The organism is Micromonospora sp. NPDC047467 (assembly GCF_040643095.1).
Taxonomy (GTDB): domain Bacteria; phylum Actinomycetota; class Actinomycetes; order Mycobacteriales; family Micromonosporaceae; genus Micromonospora.
Genome location: NZ_JBEYTO010000004.1, coordinates 568586 through 592302, shown reverse-complemented (window position 1 = coordinate 592302; position 23717 = coordinate 568586). Strand labels below are relative to the sequence as shown.

The following is a 23717-nucleotide window of genomic DNA, read 5'->3' as shown; positions in this document are numbered from 1 at the left end:
GTATCGCCGATGTGGCGCCATCCCCCACCGGAGACACCGCCAGATCGGCGACATGGAGTGGATAAAGCCTGACCGACCGCGCCGGTCAGGCGATCGCGTCGAGCGCGCGGGCAAGATCGGCGCGCAGGTCCTCGGGGTCCTCCAGGCCGACCGAGAGGCGCAGCAGGCCGCCGGCGGGCTTCGCGTCGCCCTCGACGGGCCGGTGGGTGAGCGAGGCGGGGTGCTGGATGAGGGTGTCCACGCCGCCGAGGGAGACGGCGTGGGTGATCAGCTCGCAGGCGCCGGCGACGGCAGCCGCGGCGGGTGCGCCGCCGCGCACCTCGAAGGCGAGCAGGCTGCCAGGGCCGGCCATCTGCCGACCGACCAGCGCCGCCGGGTCGTACACCGAGGGGTGGTGCACCCGGTGTACGGCGGGGTGGTCGGCGAGCCAGCCGGCGAGCTTCTCGGCGCTGGCCTGCTGGGCGCGGACCCGCAGCGGCAGGGTTTGCAGGCCGCGGTGCAGGAGGTAGCCGCCGAGGGGATGCAGGATCGCGCCGGTGACCGCGCGGACCTGGCGCAGTCGGGTGGCCCATTCGGCGTCGCAGGCGACGACGCCGGCGAGGACGTCGCCGTGGCCGCCGATGCTCTTGGTGGCGCTGTGCAGGACGAGGGCGGCGCCGTGGCGGGCGGGTTGTTGCAGCACGGGGGTGGCGACGGTGTTGTCGACGAGCAGCGGGACGTCGCCGGCCGCGGTGGCGAGGGCCGCGATGTCGACGAGGTCGAGGGTGGGGTTGGCGGGCGTCTCGATGACGACCAGCGCGGTGTCCGGGCGGATGGCGGCGGCGACCTCGTCGGGGTGGGCCCAGGTGACGGTGGTGCCGAGCAGACCGGTGGCAAGGACGTGGTCGGTGCCGCCGTAGAGGGGCCGGACGGCGACGATGTGGCGCTGGCCGTCGCGGGTGGCGGCGAGCAGGGTGGCGGTGAGGGCGGCCATGCCGCTGGCGAAGGCGACCGCCTGGGCGGTGCCCTCCAGTTGGGCGAGGGCGGTCTCGAAGCGGGCCACGGTCGGGTTCCAGAGCCGTTGGTAGACGGCGCCGCCTTCGGCGGGGAGGGTGCCGCCGGTGGCGAGCTGCTCGTAGGCGTTGCCGCCGTCGTCGACCGAGGGCAGTGGGTTGGTCGTCGAGAAGTCGATCGGTGGTACGTGCACGCCGAGCGTGCGCAGGTCGTCGCGGCCGGCGTGTACAGCCTGGGTGTCCACCGTCATCATGGCGGTAGCGTCGAACATCCGGTGCCGTGTCGGCAATGGATTGGCAGATAATTCTGTCGCCAGCACTGGATTCGCCGTTTGGTTCGGGCGAGGATGGTGGGATGCCCCCTGAGCCGAACGATGTGCGGTCGAATTCGCCCCTCGACGAGGTGGACCGCGCGATCCTGACCGAGTTGGCGGCGGACGGCCGACTGCCCAACAACGCCCTCGCCGAGCGGGTGGGGGTGGCGCCGTCCACATGCCTGACGCGCACCCGGGCGCTGCGCGAGCGCGGGGCGATCCGCGGGTTCCACGCCGAGGTGGACCCGGCGGCACTGGGTTTGCCGTTGCAGGCGCTGGTGTCGGTGCGACTGACCGCGCACGAGCGGGCGGCGGTGGACGCGTTCCGGGCCCGGTCGGTGCGGCTGCCCGGGGTGGTGTCGGTGTTCCACGTGGCCGGCGCGGAGGACTACGTGCTGCACGTACGGGCGGCGTCGGGTGACGCGTTGCGGGACTTCGTGCTGGATCACCTGGCGGTCGACCCGGTGGTGCAGCACACGCAGACGAGTTTGATCTTCGAACAGGCCCGTGGGATGGGCTGAGCAGCGGGTGAGTTGCCCGACGAACACGGCGAGGCCGGAACAAAACCGGCCGGCGGCGGGTTGGCCACGCGTGTGATCACCGTACCGTTGTCTGTTCTTGATCTTGCCCCGGTCGCCAAGGGGACCACCGCCGGCGCCGCGCTGCAGGCCACCACCGAGTTGGCCCGGCGCACCGAGGAGTTGGGCTACCACCGGTTCTGGGTGGCCGAGCACCACAACATGCCGGCCATCGCCAGCTCGGCCCCGGCGGTGCTGCTGGCGCACCTGGCCGCGAACACCTCGACGATCCGACTCGGGTCGGGTGGGGTGATGCTGCCCAACCACGCGCCGCTGGTGGTGGCCGAGCAGTTCGGCACCCTGGAGGCACTGCACCCGGGCCGGATCGACCTGGGCATCGGCCGGGCGCCGGGCACCGACCAGGTGACCGCGCTGGCGTTGCGCCGCACCATGGAGGGGCTGTCGGCGGAGGGCTTCCCGCGCGAGTTGGCCGACCTGATGAACTACTTCAGCGGGGAACGCCCCGGGCAGATCATCGCCACGCCGGGTCAGGGTGAGCAGCCGGCCGTGTGGCTGCTCGGGTCCAGCGGTTTCAGCGCCCAACTCGCCGGCCTGCTCGGTCTGCCGTTCTCGTTCGCGCACCACTTCAGCTCGGCGAACACGCTGCCTGCGCTGGCGCTGTACCGACAGAACTTCCGGCCGTCGCAGTGGCTGGACAAGCCGTACGCGATGGTGGCCGTCAACGCGGTGTGCGCCGAGACCGACGAGCGGGCCGAGTGGCTGACCGGGCCGAGCGCCCTGTCGTTTCTGAAGCTGCGCTCCGGTCGGCCGGAGCCGCTGTCCACGCCCGATGAGGCGGCGGCCTACCCGTACACCGAGATCGAGCGGGAGTTCGTCCTGCAGCGGCGCGACGGTCAGGCGATGGGCTCGCCGGAGACGGTGCGTCGGCAGCTGACCGAGCTGCAGGAGCGCACGGGCGCGGACGAGCTGATGTTGACCACGCTGGTGTACGACGTGAAGGACCGGGTGCGCTCGTACGAGTTGATCGCCGAGCAGGTGGCGGGCGGTCTGCGCCGGGACGCGTGAAACACGATCTTCACGTCAGCGTCACCCCCGCGACCCGGACGGTGCCTAACGTTGATGCCGGTGGTGGTACGGCAACCCCGGTCGGGACGGGTCGGGATTGCCGCGGTGTGGAGCACCGGGCCGGAGCTGTGCGGATTCCGCGGCTGCGGCCCGGTGCCTGCCACCTTAGGCGAACCCGATGAGGATCGCCAGAGTCAGATCAACGTAGGTGGATGTTCGGGACGGGTGGGTTCGCCATCTGGTCACCGATGAAGAACCCCGGGTGTGGCGGCTGGTTGTAGGCGGTGTTCTGCCAGGCGATAGCCACGCGGTACTGCGGGTCGTGCATCAGCGTGTAGATCCGGGTGCTGGTCGGCGTGGGCGTGCTGTAGATGCGCAACGCCCGGCTGTCGCTGGTCCGCCAGATCACCTCTTCGCGCCAGTCGCCCAGGATGTCACCGGAGAGCGCCGGCGTGGACTTGGTGCCGTTGTTCGACGCCACGCCGTTGCCGGTGAGCAGCCGGGTCTCCCCGCCCGTGCCGTACTTGTCGATCTTCGTGGCGTCGAGCAGCTCCCGCACCGGGTCGCCGTCCCACCAGGCGAGGAAGTTTGCCGACGACGGCTTGCGGCCGACGTTCTGACCCCGGGTGTTGGCCAGCCCGGAAACCGCCGACGACCACGACTCGGCGCCAGGGCTGCCCGCCCAGATGTCCGCCGAGACGCCCCGGCCGTTGTCGCCCGAGGCCGGCGTGGACCACAAAATCTGACCGGTACGCGCGTCCGCGAACCAGGAACTGGGCTTGCTGGCGTCCTCGTCGACCTTGAACACCTCCAGGCCGGCACGACCCGGGTCGAGGTCGCCGACGTGCAGGGCGTCGCCGTGCCCGTTGCCGGTCGAGTAGAGCAGCCGGCCGTTGTCGTCGATGGTGGCGGCGCCGTACACAATCTCCTGGCGGCCGTCACCGTCGACGTCGGCGACGGAGAGCTGGTGGTTGCCCTGACCGGCGGCGGCGCCGTTGCCGGAGGAGTTCGAATCGAACGTCCAGCGCTTGGTCAGCGTCCCGTTGCGGAAGTCCCACGCGGCGATGACCGCACGGGTGTAGTAGCCCCGGGCCATGATCAGTGAAGGGCGCTGTCCGTCCAGATAGGCCGTGCCGGCGAGGAACCGGTCCACCCGGTTGCCGTACGAGTCGCCCCAGGACGACACGGTGCCGCGCGGCGGGTCGTAGTTGACGGTGGACAGGATCGCGCCGTTGCGTCCGTCGAACATGGTCAGGTACTCCGGACCGGCCAGCACGTAGCCGCTGGAGTTGCGGTGGTCCGCCGACGACGAGCCGATCACCTGGCCGGTGCCCGAGCGGGAGCCGTCGGCGGTCTTCATGGCCACCTCGGCGCGGCCGTCACCGTCGTAGTCGTACACCTGGAACTGTGTGTAGTGGGCTCCGGCGCGGATGTTGCGACCCAGGTCGATGCGCCACAACCGGGTGCCGGTCAGGGTGTACGCGTCGACGTAGACGTTGCCGGTGTAGCCGGACTGGGAGTTGTCCTTGGCGTTCGACGGGTCCCACTTGAGCACGATCTCGTAGCTGCCGTCACCGTTGAGGTCACCGACGGAGGCGTCGTTGGCGCTGTAGGTGTAGCTCTCCCCACTGGGGGTGGTGCCCCCGGCGGGGACCTGCAACGGCACGTCCAGGTAGCCGTCGCCGAACTGGAGCGCGGGCGCCGACGCCGCCTGCTCGGCACCGCCCACCACGGCCCGCACGGTGTACGCCGAGCCGGCCGCCGCGCCGCTGTCGAGGTAGTTGGTGGCACCGGTGATCGGGCTGGAGTTGACCCGGGTCGAGCCCCGGTAGAGGTTGAACGACACCCCGGAGGTCTCGGTGCCGAGCAGCCGCCAGGAGACCAGGTTGCCGTTGCCGGAGCGGACGCTGACGAGCCCCCGGTCCAGGTTCTCCATCTGCAGTACGCCGCCGGCGGGCGGTGGCGTCGTGGGCGGTGGGGTGGTCGGCGGTGGCGTCGTCGGCGGCGGGGTGGTGGACGGTGGCGTTGTCGGCGGTGGGGTTGTCGGCGCTGGCGTGGTCGGGCCGCTGGTGGGGGGCGCGCCGGTACAGGTCACGCCGTTGAGCGCGAAGCTGGTCGGTGCCGGGTTGCTGCTGGTCCACGAGCCGTTGAAGCCGAAGCCGGCGGTGCCGTTGGTGGCGATGGCGGCGTTGTAGTCGACGTTGCGGGCGGTGACCTGGGCGCCGGACTGGGTGACGGCGGCGTTCCACGCCTGCGTGACCTGCTGCCCGGCGGCGTACGACCAGGTCAGCGCCCAGCCGTTGACCGGGTCGCCCAGGTTGGTGATCGTGACGTTGGCGCCGAAGCCGCCCTGCCACTGGTTGGCGACCTGGTAGTCGACCCGGCAGCCGATAGCGGCGGCCGAGGCGACGACAGTGCCGACGGTGCCGGCCACGACGGCGGTCGCAGTCGTGGCGGCGAGCAGGATCAGCCGTTGTTTGGACGGGTGCATGAACTGCCTCCGGGGATCCGGTGGTGACCGCTGTGGGACCACCTGCCCTGCCCGGGAGGCACGGTGGACGGCCCGCCACGACGGCGACGGACGGCGATCTGATCGGGTGAGGCGCCCTGGAACTCACGGATTCGGCTCAAGGCGCATCGTATGGCAAGCGCTTTCCGATCCGCAATATCGATGACCGTCACACCCTGCCGTCGCCCGGCACTCACCGGCCGGTCTTGTTCCGACGACCGATGCCTGATCAACTCATTCGGTGAGCGTTCCCCACATGGACCCCGACGAGTTCCGCCGAGCCGGCCACGCCGTCGTCGACTGGATCGCCGACTACTGGGCCACGCTGGAGCAGCGACCGGTCGCCCCGGCCGACCCGCCGGGCACGGTGGCGAGCGCCCTGCCCGCCGCGCCGCCGACCGTCGGCGAGCCGATCGAAGCGGTCCTGCCCGACCTTGACAGCATCGTCGTGCCCGGGCTGACCCACTGGCAGCACCCTGGCTTCTTCGGCTACTTCCCAGCCAACACCTCCGGCCCGAGCGTGCTCGGCGACCTGGTCAGCTCCGGGCTCGGCGTGCAGGGCATGCTCTGGGCCACCAGCCCGGCCTGCACCGAGTTGGAGACGGTGACGATGGACTGGCTGGCCCAACTGCTGGACCTGCCACCGAGGTTCCGCTCGACCGGCGCCGGCGGCGGCGTCATCCAGGACTCGGCCTCCTCGGCGACCCTGGTGGCCACGCTCGCCGCGCTGCACCGGGCCAGCGGGGGCCGCTGGCGCGACGCCGGCATCGACCGGCGCTACCGCGCCTACACGTCCGTGCACGGGCACTCCTCCATCGAGAAGGCCGCGCGGATCGCCGGGCTGGGCACCGACGGGGTTCGCGCGGTCGACGTGGACCCGGCCACCCAGGCGCTGCTCCCGGACGCCCTGCGGGCCGCGATCGAGGCCGACCTGGCCGCCGGCGACGTACCCGCCATCGTGGTCGCCACCATCGGCACCACCTCCACCACCGCCGTCGACCCGCTGCCGGAGATCGGGGCGATCTGCGCCGAGTACGGGATCTGGCTGCACGTGGACGCCGCGTACGCGGGGTCCGCCGCCGTCTGCCCCGAGCTGCGCTGGTCGCACGCCGGCCTGGAGTACGCGGACTCGTACTGCTTCGACCCGCACAAGTGGCTGCTCACCGGCTTCGACTGCGACGCGTTCTGGGTGGCCGACCGTGGAGAGCTGATCGAGGCGCTGACCGTGCTGCCGGAGTTCCTGCGCAACGCAGCCTCCGAGTCGGGTGCGGTGATCGACTACCGGGACTGGCAGGTCCCGCTGGGCCGCCGCTTCCGGGCGCTGAAGCTGTGGTTCGTGCTGCGCTGGTACGGCGCCGAAGGGCTGCGCGCCCACATTCGCTCCGGGGTGGCGCTGGCCGCCCGGTTCGCCGACCAGGTCCGCTCCGACGACCGGTTCGAGTTGGCCGCGGCGCACCCGTTCTCGCTGGTCTGCTTCCGGCTGCGCGCCGACGACGACACCAATGCCGAGCTGCTGGCCCGGGTGAACCGCACCGGACGGGCGTACCTGACCCACACCCGGGTGAACGGCCGGTACACGCTGCGGCTGGCGGTCGGCTCGCCGCAGACCGCCGAGCGGCACGTCGACGAGGCGTGGGCGCTGCTGACCCGCGCGGCCGACGACCTGCTCCCCCGCTGACCGAGATGGGCCTGGCCGCTGACCGATACGTGCCTGGCCGCAAGGGCCGCTGACCGCCCGGCCGGCGGCTCGCCCGGGTGCCCCATGCCCGCACGGCCGCTGGCGGTTCCGATGCTCTGGCGGTCCGCATTCTCGCGGAGCGGCTGCCCACCTGCGGCAGCCGAAGCATGGTTGGCGTCCTTTGCTCTGCTTACACCCACGCACCAGTTACCGAAAGTCATCGCGGCCGGCGGGAGCAGCGACCGTCCCACCGGAGAGACGCGCTGGTCAGCGCGGTGTTGCGTATAGGTAAGCAGAGCAAAGGGAGCGAGGTGCATGCAGTGCCGGCGGTCGACTGTCACGACAGGTAACGACACCCGGACGGGCAGGCCCGTGGAATCGTCCGCAGGGCTCGGCGGGGCTCGGCGGGGCTCAGCAGGGTCAGCAGGGTCAGCGGGCTGCCGGCTGTGCCGGCTCCCTCGGGGTCGGGGGGACGCTCGCTGTGGCGGCGGCGCGGGTTCGGCGCAGGGCGCGCACGGCCAGCACCAACGCGGCCAACCAGCCGACGGCCAGGAGGGCGTAGAGCGCGGGGCCGACCGGGCCGTCCAGCTCAGCCGCCCGGACCAGGGTCCGGGCGTTGGTCAGGACGATCACGCCGCCGACCGCCGCGCCGAGCAGTTGAGCCGGCACGATTCGCACCAGCCAGGCGGCCAGCGGGGCGGCGATGAGGCCGCCGACGAGCAGCGCGGCGACAATGGGCAGCAGGAACCCTTCGGTGCCCAGCCCGATCAGGAAGCCGACGCTCGCCGCGCCCGCCACCACGAACTCGGCGGTGTCGACCGAGCCGATCACCTTGCGCGGCTCCAGACGGCCGGAGACCAGCAGCGCCGGGGTGGCGACCGGGCCCCAGCCTCCGCCGCCGGTGGCGTCGACGAAGCCGGCGACCAAGCCGAGGGGGCCGAGGAATCGCCCGCGCAGCCGCCCACCGATCCGGTCGGTGCGCAGTGGCCGGGCAAAGCGAACCAGCAGGTACGCGCCGAGTGTGAAGAGGATGCCGGCCATCCACGGCGCGGCCGCCTCGGTCGAGATCGAGCTGAGCAGGGTGGCGCCGGCGAACGCGCCGACCGCGCCGGGAAGGGCGATGCGGGTCACCACCCGCCAGTCGACGTTGCCGAAGCGCCAGTGCGCCACGCCCGCGGCCAGGGTGGTGCCGATCTCGGCCAGGTGCACCGAGGCCGACGCGGCGGCGGGTGCGACCCCGACGAGCAGCAGCAGGGTGGACGAGGTCAGCCCGTACGCCATACCGAGCGAGCCGTCGACCAGTTGCGCCGCGAGCCCGACCAGAGCGAGGACCAGCAGCTTGCGCACGAGCGCCCCCTAGCTTTTCGGCATCTCCTATCAACTTGGTCGACAATGCGCCACGAGGCAGCCGCGGTCAAGTGTCTGATCGGTGGATGGGACGTCGCCGAGCGGTGCGGCGGCGCGGCGCGGCGCGGCGCGGCGCGACAGGAGCCGGAGTCAGATCCAGGCTCGGGGGTCGGCGACCAGTTCGGTGATCCGGGGAGGCAGGGTGCCGGCGGCCACATCGGCGACGCTGACCAGCTCCAGGATCTCCCGTTCGCTGGCCCGCAGCGCGATCCAGACCTCCTGCAGTGCACGGGCCGGGCCGTGGTAGCCGAGTTGCTCCGGGCGCTGCCCACGGACGTGCGCGAGCGGCCCGTCGATCACCCTGATCACCTCCGCGAGGGAGATCTCCTCGGCCGGGCGAGCCAGCCAGTAGCCGCCCTCCGGGCCGCGCTGGGCGTGCACGATGCCGCCCCGGCGCAGCTGAAGCAGGATGCTCTCCAGGAACTTCGGCGGGATCTCCTGAGCCCGGGCGATCTGGTCGGCCGTGACCGGCCGGCCACGCCCGGGGCCACTGGCCGTCGCGGCGAGTTCGGCGGCCGCGCGGAGGGCATAGTCGACCCGGGCGGAGAGACGCATGTCGGCAAGGTTAGCCCGCTGGTCGTCCGCCCGGACGGGCGGCCCTCGGCCAATCGGTCAGGCATCGACGCATATCTGACGGCGCGGGATTCCGAGGCCTATCGGTGAGATAGGTGACGATTCGCCGCCCTCGGGGGCCCGGGAAGCTGATTCGGCGCGTCCCTATGCTGGGTGGCACGCACTACTGTCTGACCGTATGCGGGGGCTCGGGCAGCACATTGATAAACACCCGGGTTCCATCCGGGGGGAAGGCAACACCATGACCGATGTCGCCACACGCATCTGGGATGGCATGACCATCCCGGTCGCCGGCACCTATCGCCTCGATCAGGCGCACAAGCGGATCGGTTTCCTGTCCCGGCACATGATGGTGAGCCCCGTGCGCGGCGAGTTCGCCGAGGCGACCGCGGAGATCTCCGTGGCGGAGGACCCATTGCTCTCCAGCGTGACCGCTACCATCCAGGCGGCGAGCATCACCACCGGCAGCGCGGATCGGGACACCCACCTCAAGAGTGCCGACTTCCTCGACGTGGAGCGCTATTCCACGCTCGAATATCGAAGCACGGGTATCAACTGGCAGAGCAATGAGGACCCGATTTTCTACTGGGCCCGCCTGCGCAGCAATCGACTCGGCGGACGAGGCAGAGGTCACAATCCGCCACCCCAGCCCGACGCCGGACGATTCGTACTCACCGGCGAATTGACTGTGAAGGGGATCACGCGGGCCGTTGACCTACAGGTGAATTTCGGCGGCGCCCGCCGTGACCCGTACGGACAGAACATTTTCGGTTTCAGCGCGAACGCCGAAATCAACCGGGAGGACTACGGTCTGCTCTGGAATGTCGCGCTGGAAAGCGGCGGTGTTCTGGTCGGCAAGACCGTCCAGATCGAGATCGCCGGCGAGGCCATCCACCAGGCGTGACCCGCGTGACGCCCAACGGTCGTCCCCGCCACGACGCCTCGTCTGTACGAGCGCACACCTGGCGGGGATGACCGCGAGCGTCAGTCGCCGACGCGGCGCAGCAGGCCCTCCTGCACGGCGCTGGAGATCTGCCGGCCGTCGGTGGTGAACATCCGGCCGGTGGCCAGCCCTCGCGCACCGGACGCGGACGGGCTCCAGCAGTCGTAGAGGAACCACTCGTCGGCGCGGAACGGCCGGTGGAACCACAGCGCGTGGTCGAGGCTCGCGCCGACCACGCCGCCCGGCCCCCACACTTCCCCGTGCATGGAGAGCACCGAGTCCAGCAGGGTCAGGTCCGACGCGTAGGTGAGCAGGCAGGCGTGCAGCAGCGGATCGTCGGGCAGTTTGCCGTCGACGCGCATCCAGACCCGCTGGTGCGGGTCGGCCGGCCGGTCGCCGGGACGGACCCAGCCGGGCTCGCCGACGTAGCGCACATCGATCGGGCGGGGAATCTGACCCCAGATGCCCAGGCGCTCGGGATAACGGGCGAGCCGGTCCGACATCGTCGGCACGTCCTGCGGCGCCGGCACGTCCAGCGGAGACACGGTCTGATGGTCCAGCCCTTCCTCGGCCCGCTGGAAGGACGCCGACATGAAGAAGATCGGCTTGTCGTGCTGGAGCGCGACCGCGCGGCGGACCGAGAAGGATCGGCCGTCGCGGATGTTCTCCACCTGGTACTCGATGGGCTCGACGGGATCGCCAGGGCGCACGAAGTAGCCGTGCAGCGAGTGCACGAACCGCTCCGGGTCGACCGTGCGGCCGGCGGCGACCAGCGCCTGACCGGCCACCTGGCCGCCGTACACCCGCTGTGGGCCGACCCGGGGGCTCATCCCCCGGAAGGTCATCTCCCCGATCGGATCGAGGTCCAGCACCTCCAACAGCTGGTCCACGGCGGCCTGGCCGACTGCGGCCTGGCCGTCGCTCACTGCAACGCCCGCGCCGACGCGGCGTCGACCAGCGAGCCCAACTGGTGGACGCGCAGCGTGTTGGTCGAGCCGGGGGTGCCGGGCGGGCTGCCCGCGACGATCACCACGTAGTCGCCCGGGTTGGCCCGGTTGAGGCCGAGCAGCGCCTGGTCCACCTGACGGAACATGTCATCAGTGTGCTGCACGAAGGGCATCAGGAAGGTCTCGACGCCCCAGCTCAGGGCGAGCTGGTCGCGCACCTCGGGGACCGGGGTGAAGGCCAGCAGCGGCAGGTCGCAGTGCAGTCGGGAGAGCCGTCGAACGGTGTCGCCGGTCTGCGAGAAGGCGACAAGCGCCTTGGCGTTGATGGCCCGGGCGATCGACGAGGCAGCCACGGTGAGCGCTCCACCGTGGGTGCGCGGGTCGTGCTGCAACCGGGGCACGCCGATCGAGCCGGACTCGGTCGTCGTGACGATCTTGGCCATGGTGCTGACGGTCAGCACCGGATACTTGCCGACGCTGGTCTCGCCGGAGAGCATCACCGCGTCCGCGCCGTCGAGCACGGCGTTGGCAACGTCGGAGGCCTCCGCCCGGGTGGGCCGGGAATTCTCGATCATGGAGTCGAGCATCTGGGTGGCCACGATGACCGGCTTGGCGTTCTCCCGGCACAACTGCACGGCCCGCTTCTGCACCAGCGGAACCTCGTCCAGCGGCATCTCGACACCGAGGTCACCACGGGCGACCATGACGCCGTCGAAGGCCAGCACGATGGCCTCGAGGTTCTCCACGGCCTCTGGCTTCTCGACCTTCGCCAGCACCGGCCGGAACACGCCCTCCTCGGCCATGATGCCGTGGACGAGCTTGATGTCCTCGGCCGAGCGGACGAAGGAGAGTGCCACCAGGTCGACACCCAGCCCCAGGGAGAAGCGCAGGTCCTCGGCGTCCTTCTCCGACATCGCGGGCACGCTGACCGCCACGTTGGGCAGCGAGACACCCTTGTTGTTGGAGACCGGGCCGCCCTCGGTGACCAGGCAGCGGATGTCGTTGCCGGTGACGTCGGTGACCTCGACGGCGACCCGGCCGTCGTCGATCAGCAGACGGTCACCGGCCCGCACCTCCTGCGGCAGCTTGCGGTACGTGCAGGAGACCCGCTCCTTGGTGCCGACGATGTCATCGCCGGTGATCACGACCGAGTCGCCGGTGCGCCACTCGTGGGGGCCGTCGGCGAACCGGCCGAGCCGGATCTTGGGCCCCTGCAGGTCGGCGAGGACGGCGACCGGCTTACCGGCCGCCTCGGACGCCTCCCGAACCAGTCGGTAGACCGCCTCGTGGTCGGCGTGGCTGCCGTGGCTGAAGTTGAGCCTTGCCACGTTCATGCCGGCCTCGACAAGACCCCGGATGCGCTCCGGGGACGAGGTGGCGGGACCAAGAGTGCAGACGATCTTCGCGCGGCGTGTCACGCCCATCAGGCTAGTCTCTCCTTCAGGTCGGACTCGGGGCCGACCCCTTGCAGGCAGTGGAACTTTTGTCCAACGACGCGTGGTTCGCGTCGGGCCGGCGGGCGGAACCGCACCGGGAACGTTGTGGCGACGGGCAACGGCGACCGCGCGCCGGGAATCGTACGCCTCCATCGGCACCCGCTGTCGGGGTGCTCCCGGCCCAAGCTCACCGCCGGTGCACCGACGGAGGCCGGCTGGGCACCTCGGTGAGCAGGTCACGGGGGTCGGAGCGGCACCGGATGCCCCGGCCCTCGCTGGGCGCGACCGTAGCACCGGCAGGCGGCCGAACGCCGTCGCCATCACGACAGACGCCGATGCGTCGGCCGCTCAGCTGCCGGTCTTGACCAGCGGAAACTCCAGCGACCCGGCCGGGCAGAGGAAGGTCAGCACGTCGATCCGGTAAAGGCCGGCCTGCACCGCCGGGTCGGCCTCCAGCACGCTGCGCACGTCGTCGACGCTGCCGGTGCGGGCCAGCCCGAAGCCGATCGGCGGCTCCGGGTTGCTGGTGGTCCCGTCGATCGAGCCGGCGACCAGGACGATGCCGCGGCGCTGCAACGCCTGCATGTGCTCGGCGTGCTCAGCCTGCAACCGCTGCACCGTCTCGGCGGGCAGGGCCCGTCCGGCCGCACCGGGATAGATCACGATGCACTCGTACGTGTCGAGCGCGAAGTCGACCTGCGGCACCTCCGCCATGGTGCTCCCTCCGCCGGCCCGCATCAGCCCGGCCGCCCGAGCCCGCCGCACCGGCACGCGCCCAGCGTCGCACGCCGGCAACGGCGACACCGGCCGCTCGGCGCAACTCACCCTGGTCGGTCCCCGGGTCGAGGGCGACGCCGGCCGGGGCGCGGGGGTGTCGTGTCGCCGCGCACAATCGACCGGGCGGCCGCATGACTCCCCCATCCCGGGGGATGATCACGTGGTGGGAGGGCGCGTCGTCCCCGCCACGACGAAGACGATTGGGGATCCGCGTATGGCGACCGATATCAGCAAGCAGCCCGCGAAGGCGTCCGGCACGTACCGGATCGGGGGCGACATCACCGTCAATCGACTCGGCTACGGGGCGATGCAGCTCACCGGGCCGGGCGTCTGGGGAGACCCGAAGGACCCGGCCGAGGCGCTGCGGGTGCTGCGCCGGGCCGTCGAGCTGGGCGTGACCTTCATCGACACCGCCGACTCGTACGGCCCGTTCGTCTCCGAACTGTTGATCCGTGAGGCCCTGCACCCGTACGCCGACGACCTGGTGATCGCGACCAAGGCCGGCCTGAGCCGCTCCGGTCCCGGCGACTGGCGCCCGCTGGGCCGCCCGGAGTACCTGCGCCAGCAGTGTGAGCTGAGCCTGCGCCACCTCGGCCTGGACAGCATTCCGCTCTACCAGCTGCACCGGATCGACCGGCAGGTGCCGCTCGCCGACCAGTTGGGCGAGCTGGCGCTGCTGCGCGAGGAGGGCAAGATCCGGCACATCGGGTTGTCCGAGGTGACCGTCGAGCAGATCGAGGAGTCCCGGGCGATCACCGAGATCGTCTCCGTGCAGAACCTGTACAACCTCGCCAACCGCAGCGCCGAGGACGTGCTGGAGTACTGCGAGCGCAACGACCTCGCGTTCATCCCGTGGTTCCCGATCGCCACCGGTGAGCTGGCCCGGCCGGGCGGCCCGCTGGACGCCATCTCCACCGGGCACGGCGCGACGCCCGCGCAGCTCGCGCTGGCCTGGCTGCTGCGCCGCTCCCCGGTGATGCTGCCGATCCCCGGCACGTCCTCGGTGGCGCACCTGGAGGAGAACGTGGCCGCGGGCGACGTGCGGCTCACCGACGACGAGTTCGAGGCGCTGAGCAAGGCGAGTTGAGCACCCGCTGCCGGGGTGGGGGTGGTCCCGGCCGGGACCACCCCCACCCGGGCGAGGTCAGACCGCGAGGCAGTTGGGTCGCACCGGGCCGTCGACCAGGGCGCCGCGCACGAGGGTGTACGCGGTGCCGTCGAGCACCAGGCCGAGGTGCCCGACCACCCGCAACGGGCAGTACGTCTGGATGAGCACGTTCGTGGCACCGTCGTTGACGGCGGCGTTCCCGGTCGGCCGGACCAGCTCGTCCTGCAGGGTCCGGATGGTGGTGTAGCGCACCGCTCCCGGGGTGTCGTCGCCGGCGTTGAGGTCGGCGAGGAACGCGGAGCCGATGGTCATCTGTTGGCAGGCCACGACGCCGGCGCAGTTGCCCAGGCCGAGGAACGCCACGATGTTGGCGACGTACGTGCCGTAGTGCGGCGTGCCCAGGCTGACGTACCGGCCGATGCTGGCGGTGCCGCCGAGCCGTTTGAGGTAGTAGCGGCTGACCAGACCACCCTCGGAGTGTGCGACGACGTCCACGCTCGCCGCGCCGGTGCTGGCGCGCACCCGCTCGACGTAGCTGGCGAACGCGCGGGCCGAGGTGGGGATGTCGCCGAGGCCCAGCCCGGGCAGTTGATAGATGAAGGTCCGGTAGCCGTCGGCGCGCAGCCGGGAGGCGATCGGCTCGTACGCGACGGCGATGCCGCTGAGCCCGCCGACCACGATGACGGGGTTGGCCGCCGCCGCGCCGACCACGGCGGCCGGGGCGGGGGCGGTCGGGGCGGGGGCGGCGGTGGCCGCGGGGGCGGCCGTGAGCACGACGGCGGTGGCGAGGGACAGCACGAGGACGGTCTTTCGGAGCAGCATGGCCGCACCTCCGGGGGGAGGCACCCGGCGAACCGGGCAGGTGGGTGGGGGTGTCCGGTCGACCGTGCGACGATGATGCCCGCAACAATTTAGAAACGTCAATGACTTGTTACGCGCGGGTAACCCGTTGTTCCGGCGAGGGTGTAAACGGGCATTCCGCCGCGCTCCATATCGGACATGCGCGGGGCCGTCGCCTCGTCAGCCGGCAGCTCCGGCGCGCAGGCCGTCGAGGGCCACACCGAGCACCCGGTCACGCTGCTCGGACGACGGGAACTGGGCCATCGTGAGGCCGCTGATCAGCCGCACCACGTCGTCGAAGTCGATGTCGTCGCGGACCACCCCGGCGGCCTGGGCGCGCGCCATGAGCGGCTGGCCGGCGGCGTAGATCTCGGTGCGGCAGCTCCGGAAGATCTCGGAGTCCTGCAGCAACTGCTCGGCGAGCGCCCGCTTGGTGGCGACGTACGCGACGAACCGGTGCAGCCAGGCGACGAGGGCGTCCCACGGCGGCACCTCGGCGAGGTCCTCGGCGGAGCGGCTGAGGGCCCGGACCTCCTCGACGTAGACGGCCTCGAAGAGGTGCCGCCGGGTCGGGAAGTTGCGGTAGAGCGTGCCGATGCCCACCCCGGCACGCCGGGCCACGTCCTCCAGGGAGGCGGCGGCGCCGTTCTCGGCGAACGCGTCGCGCGCAGCGGCGATCAGGGCGTCGTAGTTTCGCCGCGCGTCGGCCCGCTTGGGTCGCTGCGCGAAGACCTCGGGCACCTGGCCGGCGCTGGTCATGACGTACGTCACCTCACCCTGGTTGCATCCGGAGGGAACCCTCCGCTAGCTTAGTGGAGGCACCCCTCCGGAATGCCGGAGGCCTGCCTCCGCTTAGCTTACCTCGGGAACCCGCCCGATCGCCGCCTGGCCACCCCGATCGCCCGGGACCCGACATCCGGCCCGTCACGAACGACGGCCGACAAGCCTCCTTCCGTACGTCATCAGGGAGTTTCCTCTCGTGGCAGTGACCTCCCGACGCAGCTCGCGTCGGCTCACCTTCACCGTGCTCGCGGCCGGTGCCGGGTTCTTCGCGATGCTCCAGTCGCTGATCACCCCGGTACTACCGACCATCCAGCAAGACCTGCACACCTCGCAGAACACCGTGACCTGGGTTCTCACCGCCTACCTGCTGTCCGCGTCGATCTTCACGCCCATCCTCGGGCGGGTCGGCGACATGGTCGGCAAGGAACGGATGCTCGTCGTCTCACTCGCCGCGCTCGCCCTCGGCTGCCTGCTGGCCGCCGTCGCGCCGACCATCGGCGTCCTCATCGTCGCCCGGGTCGTACAGGGCATCGGCGGCGCGGTCTTCCCGCTGTCGTTCGGCATCATCCGCGACGAGTTCCCCGCCGCGCGGGTCTCCGGCGCCGTCGCCGCCATCTCGGCGATCGTCGCCGCCGGCGGTGGCCTCGGCGTCGTGCTGGCCGGCCCGATCGTCACCGCGCTGGACTACCGGTGGCTGTTCTGGATCCCCATGGTCGTGGTCGGGTTGACCGCCGTGGCCGCCCACCTGTTCGTGCCCGAGTCGCCGGTGCGTACCCCCGGCCGGATCGACTGGCGCGCCACCCTGCTGCTCTCCGGCTGGCTGGTCGCGCTGCTCCTGCCGATCAGCCAGGGCGCCGCCTGGGGCTGGACCTCCGCCCGGGTGCTCGGACTGCTGGCGCTGGCCGTGGTGCTCCTGGTCGGTTGGCTGGTCGCCGAGGTGCGCTCGTCCAACCCGCTGATCGACATGCGGATGATGCGCCTGCCCGGCGTCTGGACCACCAACCTCGTCGCCCTGCTCTACGGCGCGTCGATGTTCTCCGTGTACGCCTTCCTGCCGCAGTTCGTGCAGACCCCCACCGTCGCCGGCTACGGCTTCGGCGCCAGCATCAGCCAGGCGGGCCTGCTCATGCTGCCGATGCTGGTCGCGATGTTCGTCGCCGGGCTCGTCGCCGGCCGCCTGCAGGCGGTGTTCAGCGCGAAGGCGCAGCTCGCCACGGGGGCCGCGTTCAACGTGGCCGCCTCCGCGATGTTGGCCGTCGCGCACGACACCCGCTGGGAGGTCGCCGTCGCCGGCGGTCTGGTGGGCCTCGGCATCGGCCTGGCCTTCGCCTCGATGGCCAACCTGATCGTCGGCAGCGTGCCCGCCAGCCAGACCGGCGTCGCGACCGGCATGAACGCCAACATCCGCACCATCGGCGGCGCGATCGGCGCCGCCGTGGTCAGCGGCGTGATCACCGCGAACCCGCAGGCCAACGGGCTACCCCGGGAGGCCGGCTTCACTGCCGGGTTTCTCGTCCTCACCGCGATCGCCCTGGCGGCCGCGCTCGCGGCCCTCGCCGTCCCGTCCGCCCGGCGGGCGTCGGCCGGTCGCCGGCCGTCCACCACGACGTTCGTCGAGTCGGAGCTAGCCGGCGAGTTCGCCGCCCTGCCCGCGACCCGCTGAGGGTCCGTGTCGCAGCCCGGGCGGTGAGCCGCCCGGGCTGCGACACGTCCGGGAGTACGCTGGCCGCTTCCCCGCCCAACGTCCGTCGTCTTCAGGATGAGCCCATGCCCGAACTGCTGACCACCGACCGCATCGACGAGATCGGCACCCTCGGATCGACCAGCCCGGACCCGGCCGCGCTGGCCGCCGAGCTGGTGAGCGCCGTCGACGAGGGGCGGGTTGCCGACCCCGACGACACCGGGTACGCGCTGCTGGTCGCCGCGGACATCCTGGAGCAGGCCGGCGACCTGGCCGACGCGCTCGCGCTGGCCACCCGCGCCATCGCCGAACAGCCCGACGAGGACGCGTACGCCCGATCGGTGCGCGGCGGACTGCTGCTGCGCCTCGGCCGCGAGGACGAGGGCCTGGCCGAGTTGACCGACCTGCGGCCCCTGCTGGAGACCAACCCCGACGCCACGTACCTCGTCGACGAGCTCGCCGAATCCGGCCACGCCGAGACGGCGCTGGAATGGCTGACCGCCGCGCTGGACGCGATCCTGGAACGGACCCGGGCCCAGCAGCACGCCTCCGAGGACGCGCAGGACGAGGCCGCCGCCATGATCTACGGCCTGACCCAGCGGCGACACGACCTGCGCGAGGAGATGGGCCTGCCGCACGACGAGTACGACAACCTCGCCGACCGGCTGCGCGCCGCGAGCAACCACGCGCTCGACGCGCTCGACGACGGCCCGGCGACGCTGCTGTTCTGGCCGCCGGCGGAGTTCACCGCGCTGCTGCTGCGCTGGCCCGCGCTGGTCGACACCTACCCCGCCACCTGGGACGAGCACCGCGCCCAGATCGAACGGGCCCTCGCCGAGGCCGCCAACCTGGGCGGCGCGGACCTGGGCGTGGTCGCCGGCACCGTCGCCGGTCTGGCGGCCTTCGCCGAACGCGCCGGCGGCGACCCCACCGACGAGGAGACCCTCGACGAGTACGCCGACAGTCTCGACGAGGCGGGCGTGACAGCCTGGCCGCCCGGCCGCAACGACACCTGCTGGTGTGGCTCGGGCAGCAAGTACAAGAAGTGCTGCCTGCCGCGCTCGCGCGCCTGACGTTCGCCGGAGCCCTCGGCTCCGGGCCATGTCCCTTGTGAGCGTGATGTCTGTGAGACATCTAGATGTCTCACAGACATCACGCTTCCCACCACATCCGGGCCGGACGGCGTCACTCTCCGTATCGGCGACCCGCTGCGCCGGAGGGGCCTGGCTGTGCTGCCACCACCCGTGGGTCAGTTTCCCAACGCGCGGACCTTCGCGATCGTCTCCTGCACGTGCTGCTTGGCCGGGTCGCCGCCCTGCGACGCCTGCGCGAGGGCCTGCCGGTACGCGTCGATCATGCCGACCAGCGGGCCCGCGGCCATGCCTTCCAGCGCTCCGGCGACGAGCGCCCGTGCCTCGGCCGCGTCCTGTGCCGCCGCTGCGGTCTTGGCCTTCGCCTCGTCGAGCTTCTGCGCCGCCGCCGCCAACCTGGCGATGATCTGTGCTGCGCTCACGCGCACCCTCCCCTGGTCGACCATCGCCTCCACCACCGCACCGGCGGAGACCACATCGGAGCGTACGAGATCCACGCACCCGGCGCGACCAGGCGAGCGCCTCAGCGCAGGGCGCGGAACAGCAGCAGGTAACCGCAGTAGCCCAGCGGCACCAGCAGGAAACAGATCAGGAACCCCAACGGCAGGTAGCGCGGCGGCGTACCGGCGACCATGGCGGGCCTCCCCCACCGACCGAGCACCAGATAACCGCCGAAGAACGCCAGCGCCGGCAGCCCTGCGCAGATCCACGCGCCGAGGGTGAACCCGTCGACCAGGCCCACCCCGGAGGCGAGCACCAGCGTCAGCATGAGCACCCCGGCGGCTGCCCCACACCCGGCGTAGACGGCGACCGCCCGCGCCAGCGGTGACCACGTCGGCAGGAGCGCCGGCCGCTGGGCCAGCAACTCGGCCTGCTGCCCGTGCCGGTCCGCCTCGTCGGCCATCCGCCGCGCCAGCTCCAGCTCCGTCGCCGGGTCGACCGCCGCCGCGCGTTGCGCCGGCACCCCGACGCCCGCCGGGCTCGTCGCCGTCGGCAGCGCCAGCCGCGCCTCCCCCGCCGGCAGCTCGGGGTACGCCTCGACACCCGACCGCCCCGACACGCCCGCTGCGCCGGCGGACCCACCGTCCCCGGATCCGTGCACCCCGACCGACCCGAACCCCGCGCCAGAGCCCCCGGTCGACCCGAAACGCGGAGCCGGCCCAAAACTCGACGACGGCCCGGAACCCGACGGCCCGGAACCCGGCGGCGGCCCGGACCCGGGCGCCGGGTCCGCGGCAGGGGCTGTCGGGGGCTGGTCGAGGCCGATCGCGCGGCCCAACTGGTCGAGGCGGTGCCCCTGGGCGGTCAACCGCTGGTGCAGGTAGTCGGCGGTGGCGTGCAGGTCACGGCGACGCTCGGACTCGGCCGCGGCGTCCCGCTCGCCGGTGCGGCGCTGCTCGGCGAGCTGTCGGGCCAGCGCCGCGTACTCCTCGAAGGACACCGTCAACGCTCCCCGTCCGGCTCGTGCCCGTCCCGGGCGAAGGGCACGATCAACCTGGTGCGCTGGTCGTGCCGGTCGACAAGCAGCGCCCGGTCGGCGCGCGGCGTGTAGGCCAGGTCGTGCACCCCGAGGTGCAGGGCCAGCTCGGGCCCGGGCACGTTGAGCGCGACGAGGCAGGCGACGTCGTCGCGGTTCTGCGTGCCGCCGAGGTCGTCGGCGAGCCGGCGCAGACCGCGCCACCAGCCGAGCAGGTGTATCCCCTGGGCCGGGCCGTGGCGCAGCAGGGTGCGCAGGTCGTCGAGGCCGGAGCGGAAGGTGACCGGGTCGACCGCTCCGAGGACCGGCGCGGCGGCGTCCATGCCGAACACCACCAGGTATTCGCGGCCGGCGGGCTCGGCGGCCAGCGCGGCGACCCGGTCGCGCAGCCCGGCCGCGTCCAGGCGGTGCACCGGGTGACCGGCGGCGCGCAGGGCGGCTGTGGTCTCGTCGGCGACCGGTTCGGCGGCGCTGACCAGCGAGGCGAGCTGGAACCGGGCGTCACCGGAGATGTGCTGGCGGGCCAGGCTGAGTGTCGCGGCACGCAGCACGTCGGCACCGCCCGGTGTGGTGCCGACGACGGCGAGGTGCCGGCCCGGGGTGCTGTCCATGAGGAAGAGCGCGGTGGTGCCGTGCACGTCGACCGTCCGCCCGACCAGGGCCATCGGGCGGCGGCCACCGGGGCGCAACCCGGCGAAGGTGGGATCGTCCTCGACCCGCGCCGCCTCGTACCCCCTGAAGACCGCCGGTGGCCGCGAGCCCGGCGGCCGGGCCTGCCACAGCTCGTGGCGCAGCGCGGCGAGGTCGGCGGATGCGGCGTGGGCGTCGGGGAAGCGCAGCACCGTGTCGGCGCCGACCGCGCCCGCGGCGGTGTTGACCACGGCGGAGCCGATCGGCAGGGCCGCCGCGGCGTCGTTGAGCGGGTCGAGCACCCCGCCCCCGCCGGGCAGCGCCACCCGGAGCGCGAACTGCCCGAAGATCGCCTCGGCCCGCCCGTAGAGAGCCTCGATGCCGGTCATGCTCTGACTGGCCAGCACCAGGTGTACGCCGTAGGAGCGGCCCTTGCGGGCCAACTCCTCCAGCAGGTCGACGGACTCGCGGGCCAGCGCGTCGTTGCCGGCGAGCAGCACGTGGAACTCGTCGATGACCGCCACGATGCGCGGCAACGCGTTGGCCGACTGCAGGTCGGCCAGCTTGGTGACACCGTGCCGTTTCAGGGTGGTGGCCCGGCGCTGTGCCTCCCGACGCAGCTCGCGCAGCACGGCGAGGCCGTACTCGCGGTCGGATTCGATGCCGACGGCGCGGGCGTGCGGCAGCCAGGACGGGTCACGCCCGGTGGGCACGAACTCGGTGAAGCTGACGCCCTCCTTGAAGTCGAGCAGGTAGAGCTGCAACTCGGCCGGCGAGTAACGCGCGGCCAGCCCGTAGAGGACGTCGAGGAGGAAGACGGTCTTGCCGGCGCCGGTGCGCCCGCCGACCAGCCAGTGTGGGGTGGCGTCGTCGAAGGCAACCGTCAGTGGCGTGTCGAAGGCGCCGGGCATCGGCGCGGAGCCGGCCCGACCGATGACGGTACGCAGCCCGTTGCCGGCGGACTCGGCCCAGCGCCGCTCGGGCAGCAGTTCGGCGAAGGGCAGCGCTTCGGAGCGGCGGGCGGCGGCGCCGAGGTGCTCGGCGAGCGCGCGTACCGAGGCCGGCGGCGGGTCGCCGTCGAGCTGCACCGGTGCGGCGAGGCCCCCGCCGTCGGCGCTGAACGGGGTGCCCGGCGGGTCGCCGACGTGCGCGTACCCCTCGAAGAGCCGGATGGCGGTGGTGCCGCCCAGCGGCGGCGAGGTCTCACCGGGCAGCCGGGACGGATGGCCGGCGAGCAGGACGCAGACGGCGGCGGCCGGGCCGGCGTGGGTGAGCGCGGCGAGCCGGGCCAGCTCGCGCGGCGGTGGGGCGGCGGTGGCCACCACCAGCAGAAGCTGCCGGGTGTGCGGCTCGGCGTGCTGCGCGGCGCGGGCGTGCCGTTCGGCGGCGTCCAGCAGGGCGGTCACCTCGGCGTCGCCGGTGGCCGGCGGGTCGAGCACGCCGGCGTCGAGCAGCGGGCGCAACGGCCCGAAGGTCGCGCCCAACGCGGCGGTGTCGATGCCGGCGACCCGGACCTGGCCGGGCGGCGCGGTGGCGACCAGCCGCAGCACCAGCGCCCGCAGCAGCGCGGCGACCCGGCGGTCCCGGGCGTCGGTGTCCAGCGCCAGGTGGTGCCCGCCGCCGAGCGGCACCAGCACCGGGAAGCCGCCGTCCGGGGTGGACGCCTCGCCGATCCGCACGGCGGCCGGCGCGTCGGTCAGCCCGGTGGCGCCCGGGGTGGGGGTGGCCAGCGCGCCGCCGAGGCGCGCGAGTCGGGCCACCAGGTCGCTCCCGCCGACCGGTGGGGTGGGAGCCGGTGCCGCGCCGAGCGCGCCCCGGGCGGTGTCGAGGTGGGCGCGGGCCGCCCGGTGGGCGGTGGCCGCCTGCCCGTACGCCGACGCGAGCCTGCCCACGCTCTGCCTCCCACGCCACGGCCGTCCGGTTCGCCGAAACCCTAACGGACGGCGGTGACACCGGCACAGTACCGACGCGGGTGTGGACGGGCCGGGTCGGCGCGCGGCGGCCGACGGTCCGGGGTGGACCGTCGGCCGCCAGGGCACGGTGTGCGGGTCAGCCGGTGACCGCGTTCAGCGCCGGCAGGTAGCCGTAGCGGTAGCCGTCGGCGTCCGGGTGGTACGCCTCGATCAACCCGGAGATGTCGTTGATCCACGGGTCGCCGGCGCAGACGCCGTGCCCGGAGAAGTAGCTGCGGGTGTCGGCGAAGGTGGCGCCGGCCGCGCTGGCCCGGCTCGCGGTGACCGAGGCGAGCACGTCGGCTGCCTCGTTGAGGATGGTGCGCTTGTAGGTGCTCATCGCCAACCAGCCGCAGGAGCTCGTCTCGAACAGGCGCGGGTAGCCGAGGACGATCAGTCGGGCGTTGGGCGCCCGGGTGCGGATGGCGGCGTACGTGGCGTCGAGCCGGGCGGGCAGGGTCGAGGTGGCGAAGGTCTTGGCGGTGTTGACGGCGTTGGTGCAGGACGACGTGCTGCCGAACCGGCAGCTGGTGATGACGTTGACGAAGCCGGCGTCGTTGCCACCGATGGTGATGGTGACCAGGGTGGTGCTGGCGCTGAGCGCGCTGACCTGGTCGTTGAGCACGTCGGCGGTGACCGCGCCGCCGCAGGCCCGGAAGTTGAAGCTGGTCACGCCGTGGGCGGCCGCCCAGAGCGGGGCGTACGACTTCTGGCTGCGCAGGCAGCCGGACGAGTCGTACGGGCCGGCGCCGACACCGGAGGAGTAGGAGTCGCCGAGCGCGACGTAGTTGACGGCGGCGGCCTGCGCGGTGCCGGGAACGAGCACGGCGCCGAGGGCGGCGGCGAAGAGTGCGACCAGCGCGGCGAGTGCGCGGGCCAGCGGGCGGTGGGGCATGACGGACCTCCACAGGACAGGGGTGGTGGGATCCTGCGACCGCGCGCGTGGCCAGGGACGAAGCAGTTGTTACTAGGCGG

20 protein-coding genes are annotated in these 23717 nt (G+C 72.5%); 7 read left to right on the top strand and 13 right to left on the bottom strand.

Going from position 1 to position 23717, the window contains the following annotated elements; all coding sequences use genetic code 11:
• Positions 1-85 precede the first annotated feature (85 nt).
• A complete protein-coding gene (locus ABZ780_RS15215) occupies positions 86-1264 on the bottom strand; it encodes an aminotransferase class I/II-fold pyridoxal phosphate-dependent enzyme (RefSeq protein ID WP_357486358.1) in 1179 nt (392 codons plus the stop codon).
• An 83-nt stretch (positions 1265-1347) separates the two neighbouring features.
• Between ABZ780_RS15215 and ABZ780_RS15210 the strand changes: the two genes are divergently transcribed.
• Entirely contained in the window at positions 1348-1827 is a 480-nt protein-coding gene (locus ABZ780_RS15210) for an Lrp/AsnC family transcriptional regulator (protein ID WP_357486356.1), read from the top strand.
• Positions 1828-1899: 72 nt separating this feature from the next.
• A complete protein-coding gene (locus ABZ780_RS15205; RefSeq protein WP_357486354.1) occupies positions 1900-2910 on the top strand; it encodes an LLM class flavin-dependent oxidoreductase in 1011 nt (336 codons plus the stop codon).
• Between the two features lie 199 nt (positions 2911-3109).
• On the opposite strand, the gene ABZ780_RS15200 is transcribed toward ABZ780_RS15205, so the two are convergent.
• Complete coding sequence (locus tag ABZ780_RS15200; protein WP_357486352.1) at positions 3110-5401, bottom strand: cellulose binding domain-containing protein; 2292 nt, start codon at positions 5399-5401, stop codon at positions 3110-3112.
• Positions 5402-5660: 259 nt separating this feature from the next.
• Between ABZ780_RS15200 and ABZ780_RS15195 the strand changes: the two genes are divergently transcribed.
• A complete protein-coding gene (locus ABZ780_RS15195) occupies positions 5661-7097 on the top strand; it encodes a pyridoxal-dependent decarboxylase (RefSeq protein ID WP_357486350.1) in 1437 nt (478 codons plus the stop codon).
• A 429-nt stretch (positions 7098-7526) separates the two neighbouring features.
• On the opposite strand, the gene ABZ780_RS15190 is transcribed toward ABZ780_RS15195, so the two are convergent.
• Together ABZ780_RS15190 and ABZ780_RS15185 are read right to left on the bottom strand one after the other, a co-directional pair.
• Positions 7527-8444 (bottom strand): sulfite exporter TauE/SafE family protein, encoded by a 918-nt coding sequence (locus tag ABZ780_RS15190; RefSeq protein WP_357011132.1) that lies wholly within the window; start codon positions 8442-8444, stop codon positions 7527-7529.
• Between the two features lie 150 nt (positions 8445-8594).
• Entirely contained in the window at positions 8595-9059 is a 465-nt protein-coding gene (locus tag ABZ780_RS15185) for an Rrf2 family transcriptional regulator (protein ID WP_357011130.1), read from the bottom strand.
• 259 nt (positions 9060-9318) lie between these two features.
• On the opposite strand from ABZ780_RS15185, the gene ABZ780_RS15180 reads away from it, so the two are divergent.
• Positions 9319-9981, top strand: a complete 663-nt coding sequence (locus ABZ780_RS15180) for a YceI family protein (RefSeq protein ID WP_357011128.1) — start codon at positions 9319-9321, stop codon at positions 9979-9981.
• 80 nt (positions 9982-10061) lie between these two features.
• Here the strand turns inward: ABZ780_RS15180 and ABZ780_RS15175 are convergent, their stop codons facing one another.
• The 3 genes from ABZ780_RS15175 to ABZ780_RS15165 form a co-directional block, all read right to left on the bottom strand.
• Positions 10062-10946, bottom strand: coding sequence for an acyl-CoA thioesterase II (locus ABZ780_RS15175; RefSeq protein WP_357486349.1), 885 nt, complete (start codon positions 10944-10946; stop codon positions 10062-10064).
• Entirely contained in the window at positions 10943-12391 is a 1449-nt protein-coding gene (gene pyk / locus ABZ780_RS15170) for a pyruvate kinase (RefSeq protein WP_357011124.1), read from the bottom strand. The genes ABZ780_RS15175 and pyk overlap by 4 nt, the downstream gene beginning before the upstream one ends.
• A 360-nt stretch (positions 12392-12751) precedes the next feature.
• Entirely contained in the window at positions 12752-13117 is a 366-nt protein-coding gene (locus tag ABZ780_RS15165) for a YciI family protein (RefSeq protein WP_357011122.1), read from the bottom strand.
• Between the two features lie 277 nt (positions 13118-13394).
• Here ABZ780_RS15165 and ABZ780_RS15160 point away from each other — a divergent pair, with 277 nt between their 5' ends.
• Entirely contained in the window at positions 13395-14267 is an 873-nt protein-coding gene (locus tag ABZ780_RS15160) for an aldo/keto reductase (protein ID WP_357011120.1), read from the top strand.
• A gap of 57 nt (positions 14268-14324) precedes the next feature.
• On the opposite strand, the gene ABZ780_RS15155 is transcribed toward ABZ780_RS15160, so the two are convergent.
• Positions 14325-15110, bottom strand: a complete 786-nt coding sequence (locus tag ABZ780_RS15155; RefSeq protein ID WP_357011118.1) for an alpha/beta fold hydrolase — start codon at positions 15108-15110, stop codon at positions 14325-14327.
• A gap of 198 nt (positions 15111-15308) precedes the next feature.
• Complete coding sequence (locus ABZ780_RS15150; RefSeq protein WP_357011116.1) at positions 15309-15887, bottom strand: helix-turn-helix domain-containing protein; 579 nt, start codon at positions 15885-15887, stop codon at positions 15309-15311.
• A 220-nt stretch (positions 15888-16107) separates the two neighbouring features.
• Here ABZ780_RS15150 and ABZ780_RS15145 point away from each other — a divergent pair, with 220 nt between their 5' ends.
• Positions 16108-17574, top strand: a complete 1467-nt coding sequence (locus ABZ780_RS15145) for an MFS transporter (RefSeq protein WP_357486347.1) — start codon at positions 16108-16110, stop codon at positions 17572-17574.
• Positions 17575-17678: 104 nt separating this feature from the next.
• Complete coding sequence (locus ABZ780_RS15140; RefSeq protein ID WP_357486345.1) at positions 17679-18665, top strand: SEC-C domain-containing protein; 987 nt, start codon at positions 17679-17681, stop codon at positions 18663-18665.
• Between the two features lie 176 nt (positions 18666-18841).
• Here ABZ780_RS15140 and ABZ780_RS15135 read toward each other — a convergent pair whose 3' ends face one another.
• The 4 genes from ABZ780_RS15135 to ABZ780_RS15120 form a co-directional block, all read right to left on the bottom strand.
• Positions 18842-19105 carry a DUF6244 family protein gene (locus ABZ780_RS15135; protein WP_357486343.1) on the bottom strand — a complete coding sequence of 88 codons (264 nt, stop codon included), beginning with the start codon at positions 19103-19105 and terminating at the stop codon, positions 18842-18844.
• Positions 19106-19206: 101 nt separating this feature from the next.
• Positions 19207-20124: a hypothetical protein gene (locus ABZ780_RS15130; RefSeq protein WP_357011108.1), complete on the bottom strand. Its 918-nt coding sequence runs from the start codon at positions 20122-20124 to the stop codon at positions 19207-19209.
• Between the two features lie 2 nt (positions 20125-20126).
• On the bottom strand, positions 20127-22682 hold the full coding sequence (locus ABZ780_RS15125) for an FtsK/SpoIIIE domain-containing protein (RefSeq protein WP_357011106.1): 2556 nt from the start codon (positions 22680-22682) through the stop codon (positions 20127-20129).
• A 157-nt stretch (positions 22683-22839) separates the two neighbouring features.
• The gene (locus ABZ780_RS15120) at positions 22840-23637 is read right to left on the bottom strand and encodes an SGNH/GDSL hydrolase family protein (RefSeq protein WP_357011104.1); all 798 of its coding nucleotides are present in this window, start codon (positions 23635-23637) and stop codon (positions 22840-22842) included.
• Positions 23638-23717: the final 80 nt, after the last annotated feature.

Bases quoted from the DNA above. Each gene is read 5' to 3' on its own strand.
- ABZ780_RS15215 (WP_357486358.1), bottom strand. From the start codon at position 1,264: ATGTTCGACGCTACCGCCATGATGACGGTGGACACCCAGGCTGTACAC.
- ABZ780_RS15210 (WP_357486356.1), top strand. From the start codon at position 1,348: ATGCCCCCTGAGCCGAACGATGTGCGGTCGAATTCGCCCCTCGACGAG.
- ABZ780_RS15200 (WP_357486352.1), bottom strand. From the start codon at position 5,401: ATGCACCCGTCCAAACAACGGCTGATCCTGCTCGCCGCCACGACTGCG.
- ABZ780_RS15185 (WP_357011130.1), bottom strand. From the start codon at position 9,059: ATGCGTCTCTCCGCCCGGGTCGACTATGCCCTCCGCGCGGCCGCCGAA.
- ABZ780_RS15180 (WP_357011128.1), top strand. From the start codon at position 9,319: ATGACCGATGTCGCCACACGCATCTGGGATGGCATGACCATCCCGGTC.
- pyk (WP_357011124.1), bottom strand. From the start codon at position 12,391: ATGGGCGTGACACGCCGCGCGAAGATCGTCTGCACTCTTGGTCCCGCC.
- ABZ780_RS15165 (WP_357011122.1), bottom strand. From the start codon at position 13,117: ATGGCGGAGGTGCCGCAGGTCGACTTCGCGCTCGACACGTACGAGTGC.
- ABZ780_RS15160 (WP_357011120.1), top strand. From the start codon at position 13,395: ATGGCGACCGATATCAGCAAGCAGCCCGCGAAGGCGTCCGGCACGTAC.
- ABZ780_RS15155 (WP_357011118.1), bottom strand. From the start codon at position 15,110: ATGCTGCTCCGAAAGACCGTCCTCGTGCTGTCCCTCGCCACCGCCGTC.
- ABZ780_RS15150 (WP_357011116.1), bottom strand. From the start codon at position 15,887: ATGACCAGCGCCGGCCAGGTGCCCGAGGTCTTCGCGCAGCGACCCAAG.
- ABZ780_RS15140 (WP_357486345.1), top strand. From the start codon at position 17,679: ATGCCCGAACTGCTGACCACCGACCGCATCGACGAGATCGGCACCCTC.
- ABZ780_RS15120 (WP_357011104.1), bottom strand. From the start codon at position 23,637: ATGCCCCACCGCCCGCTGGCCCGCGCACTCGCCGCGCTGGTCGCACTC.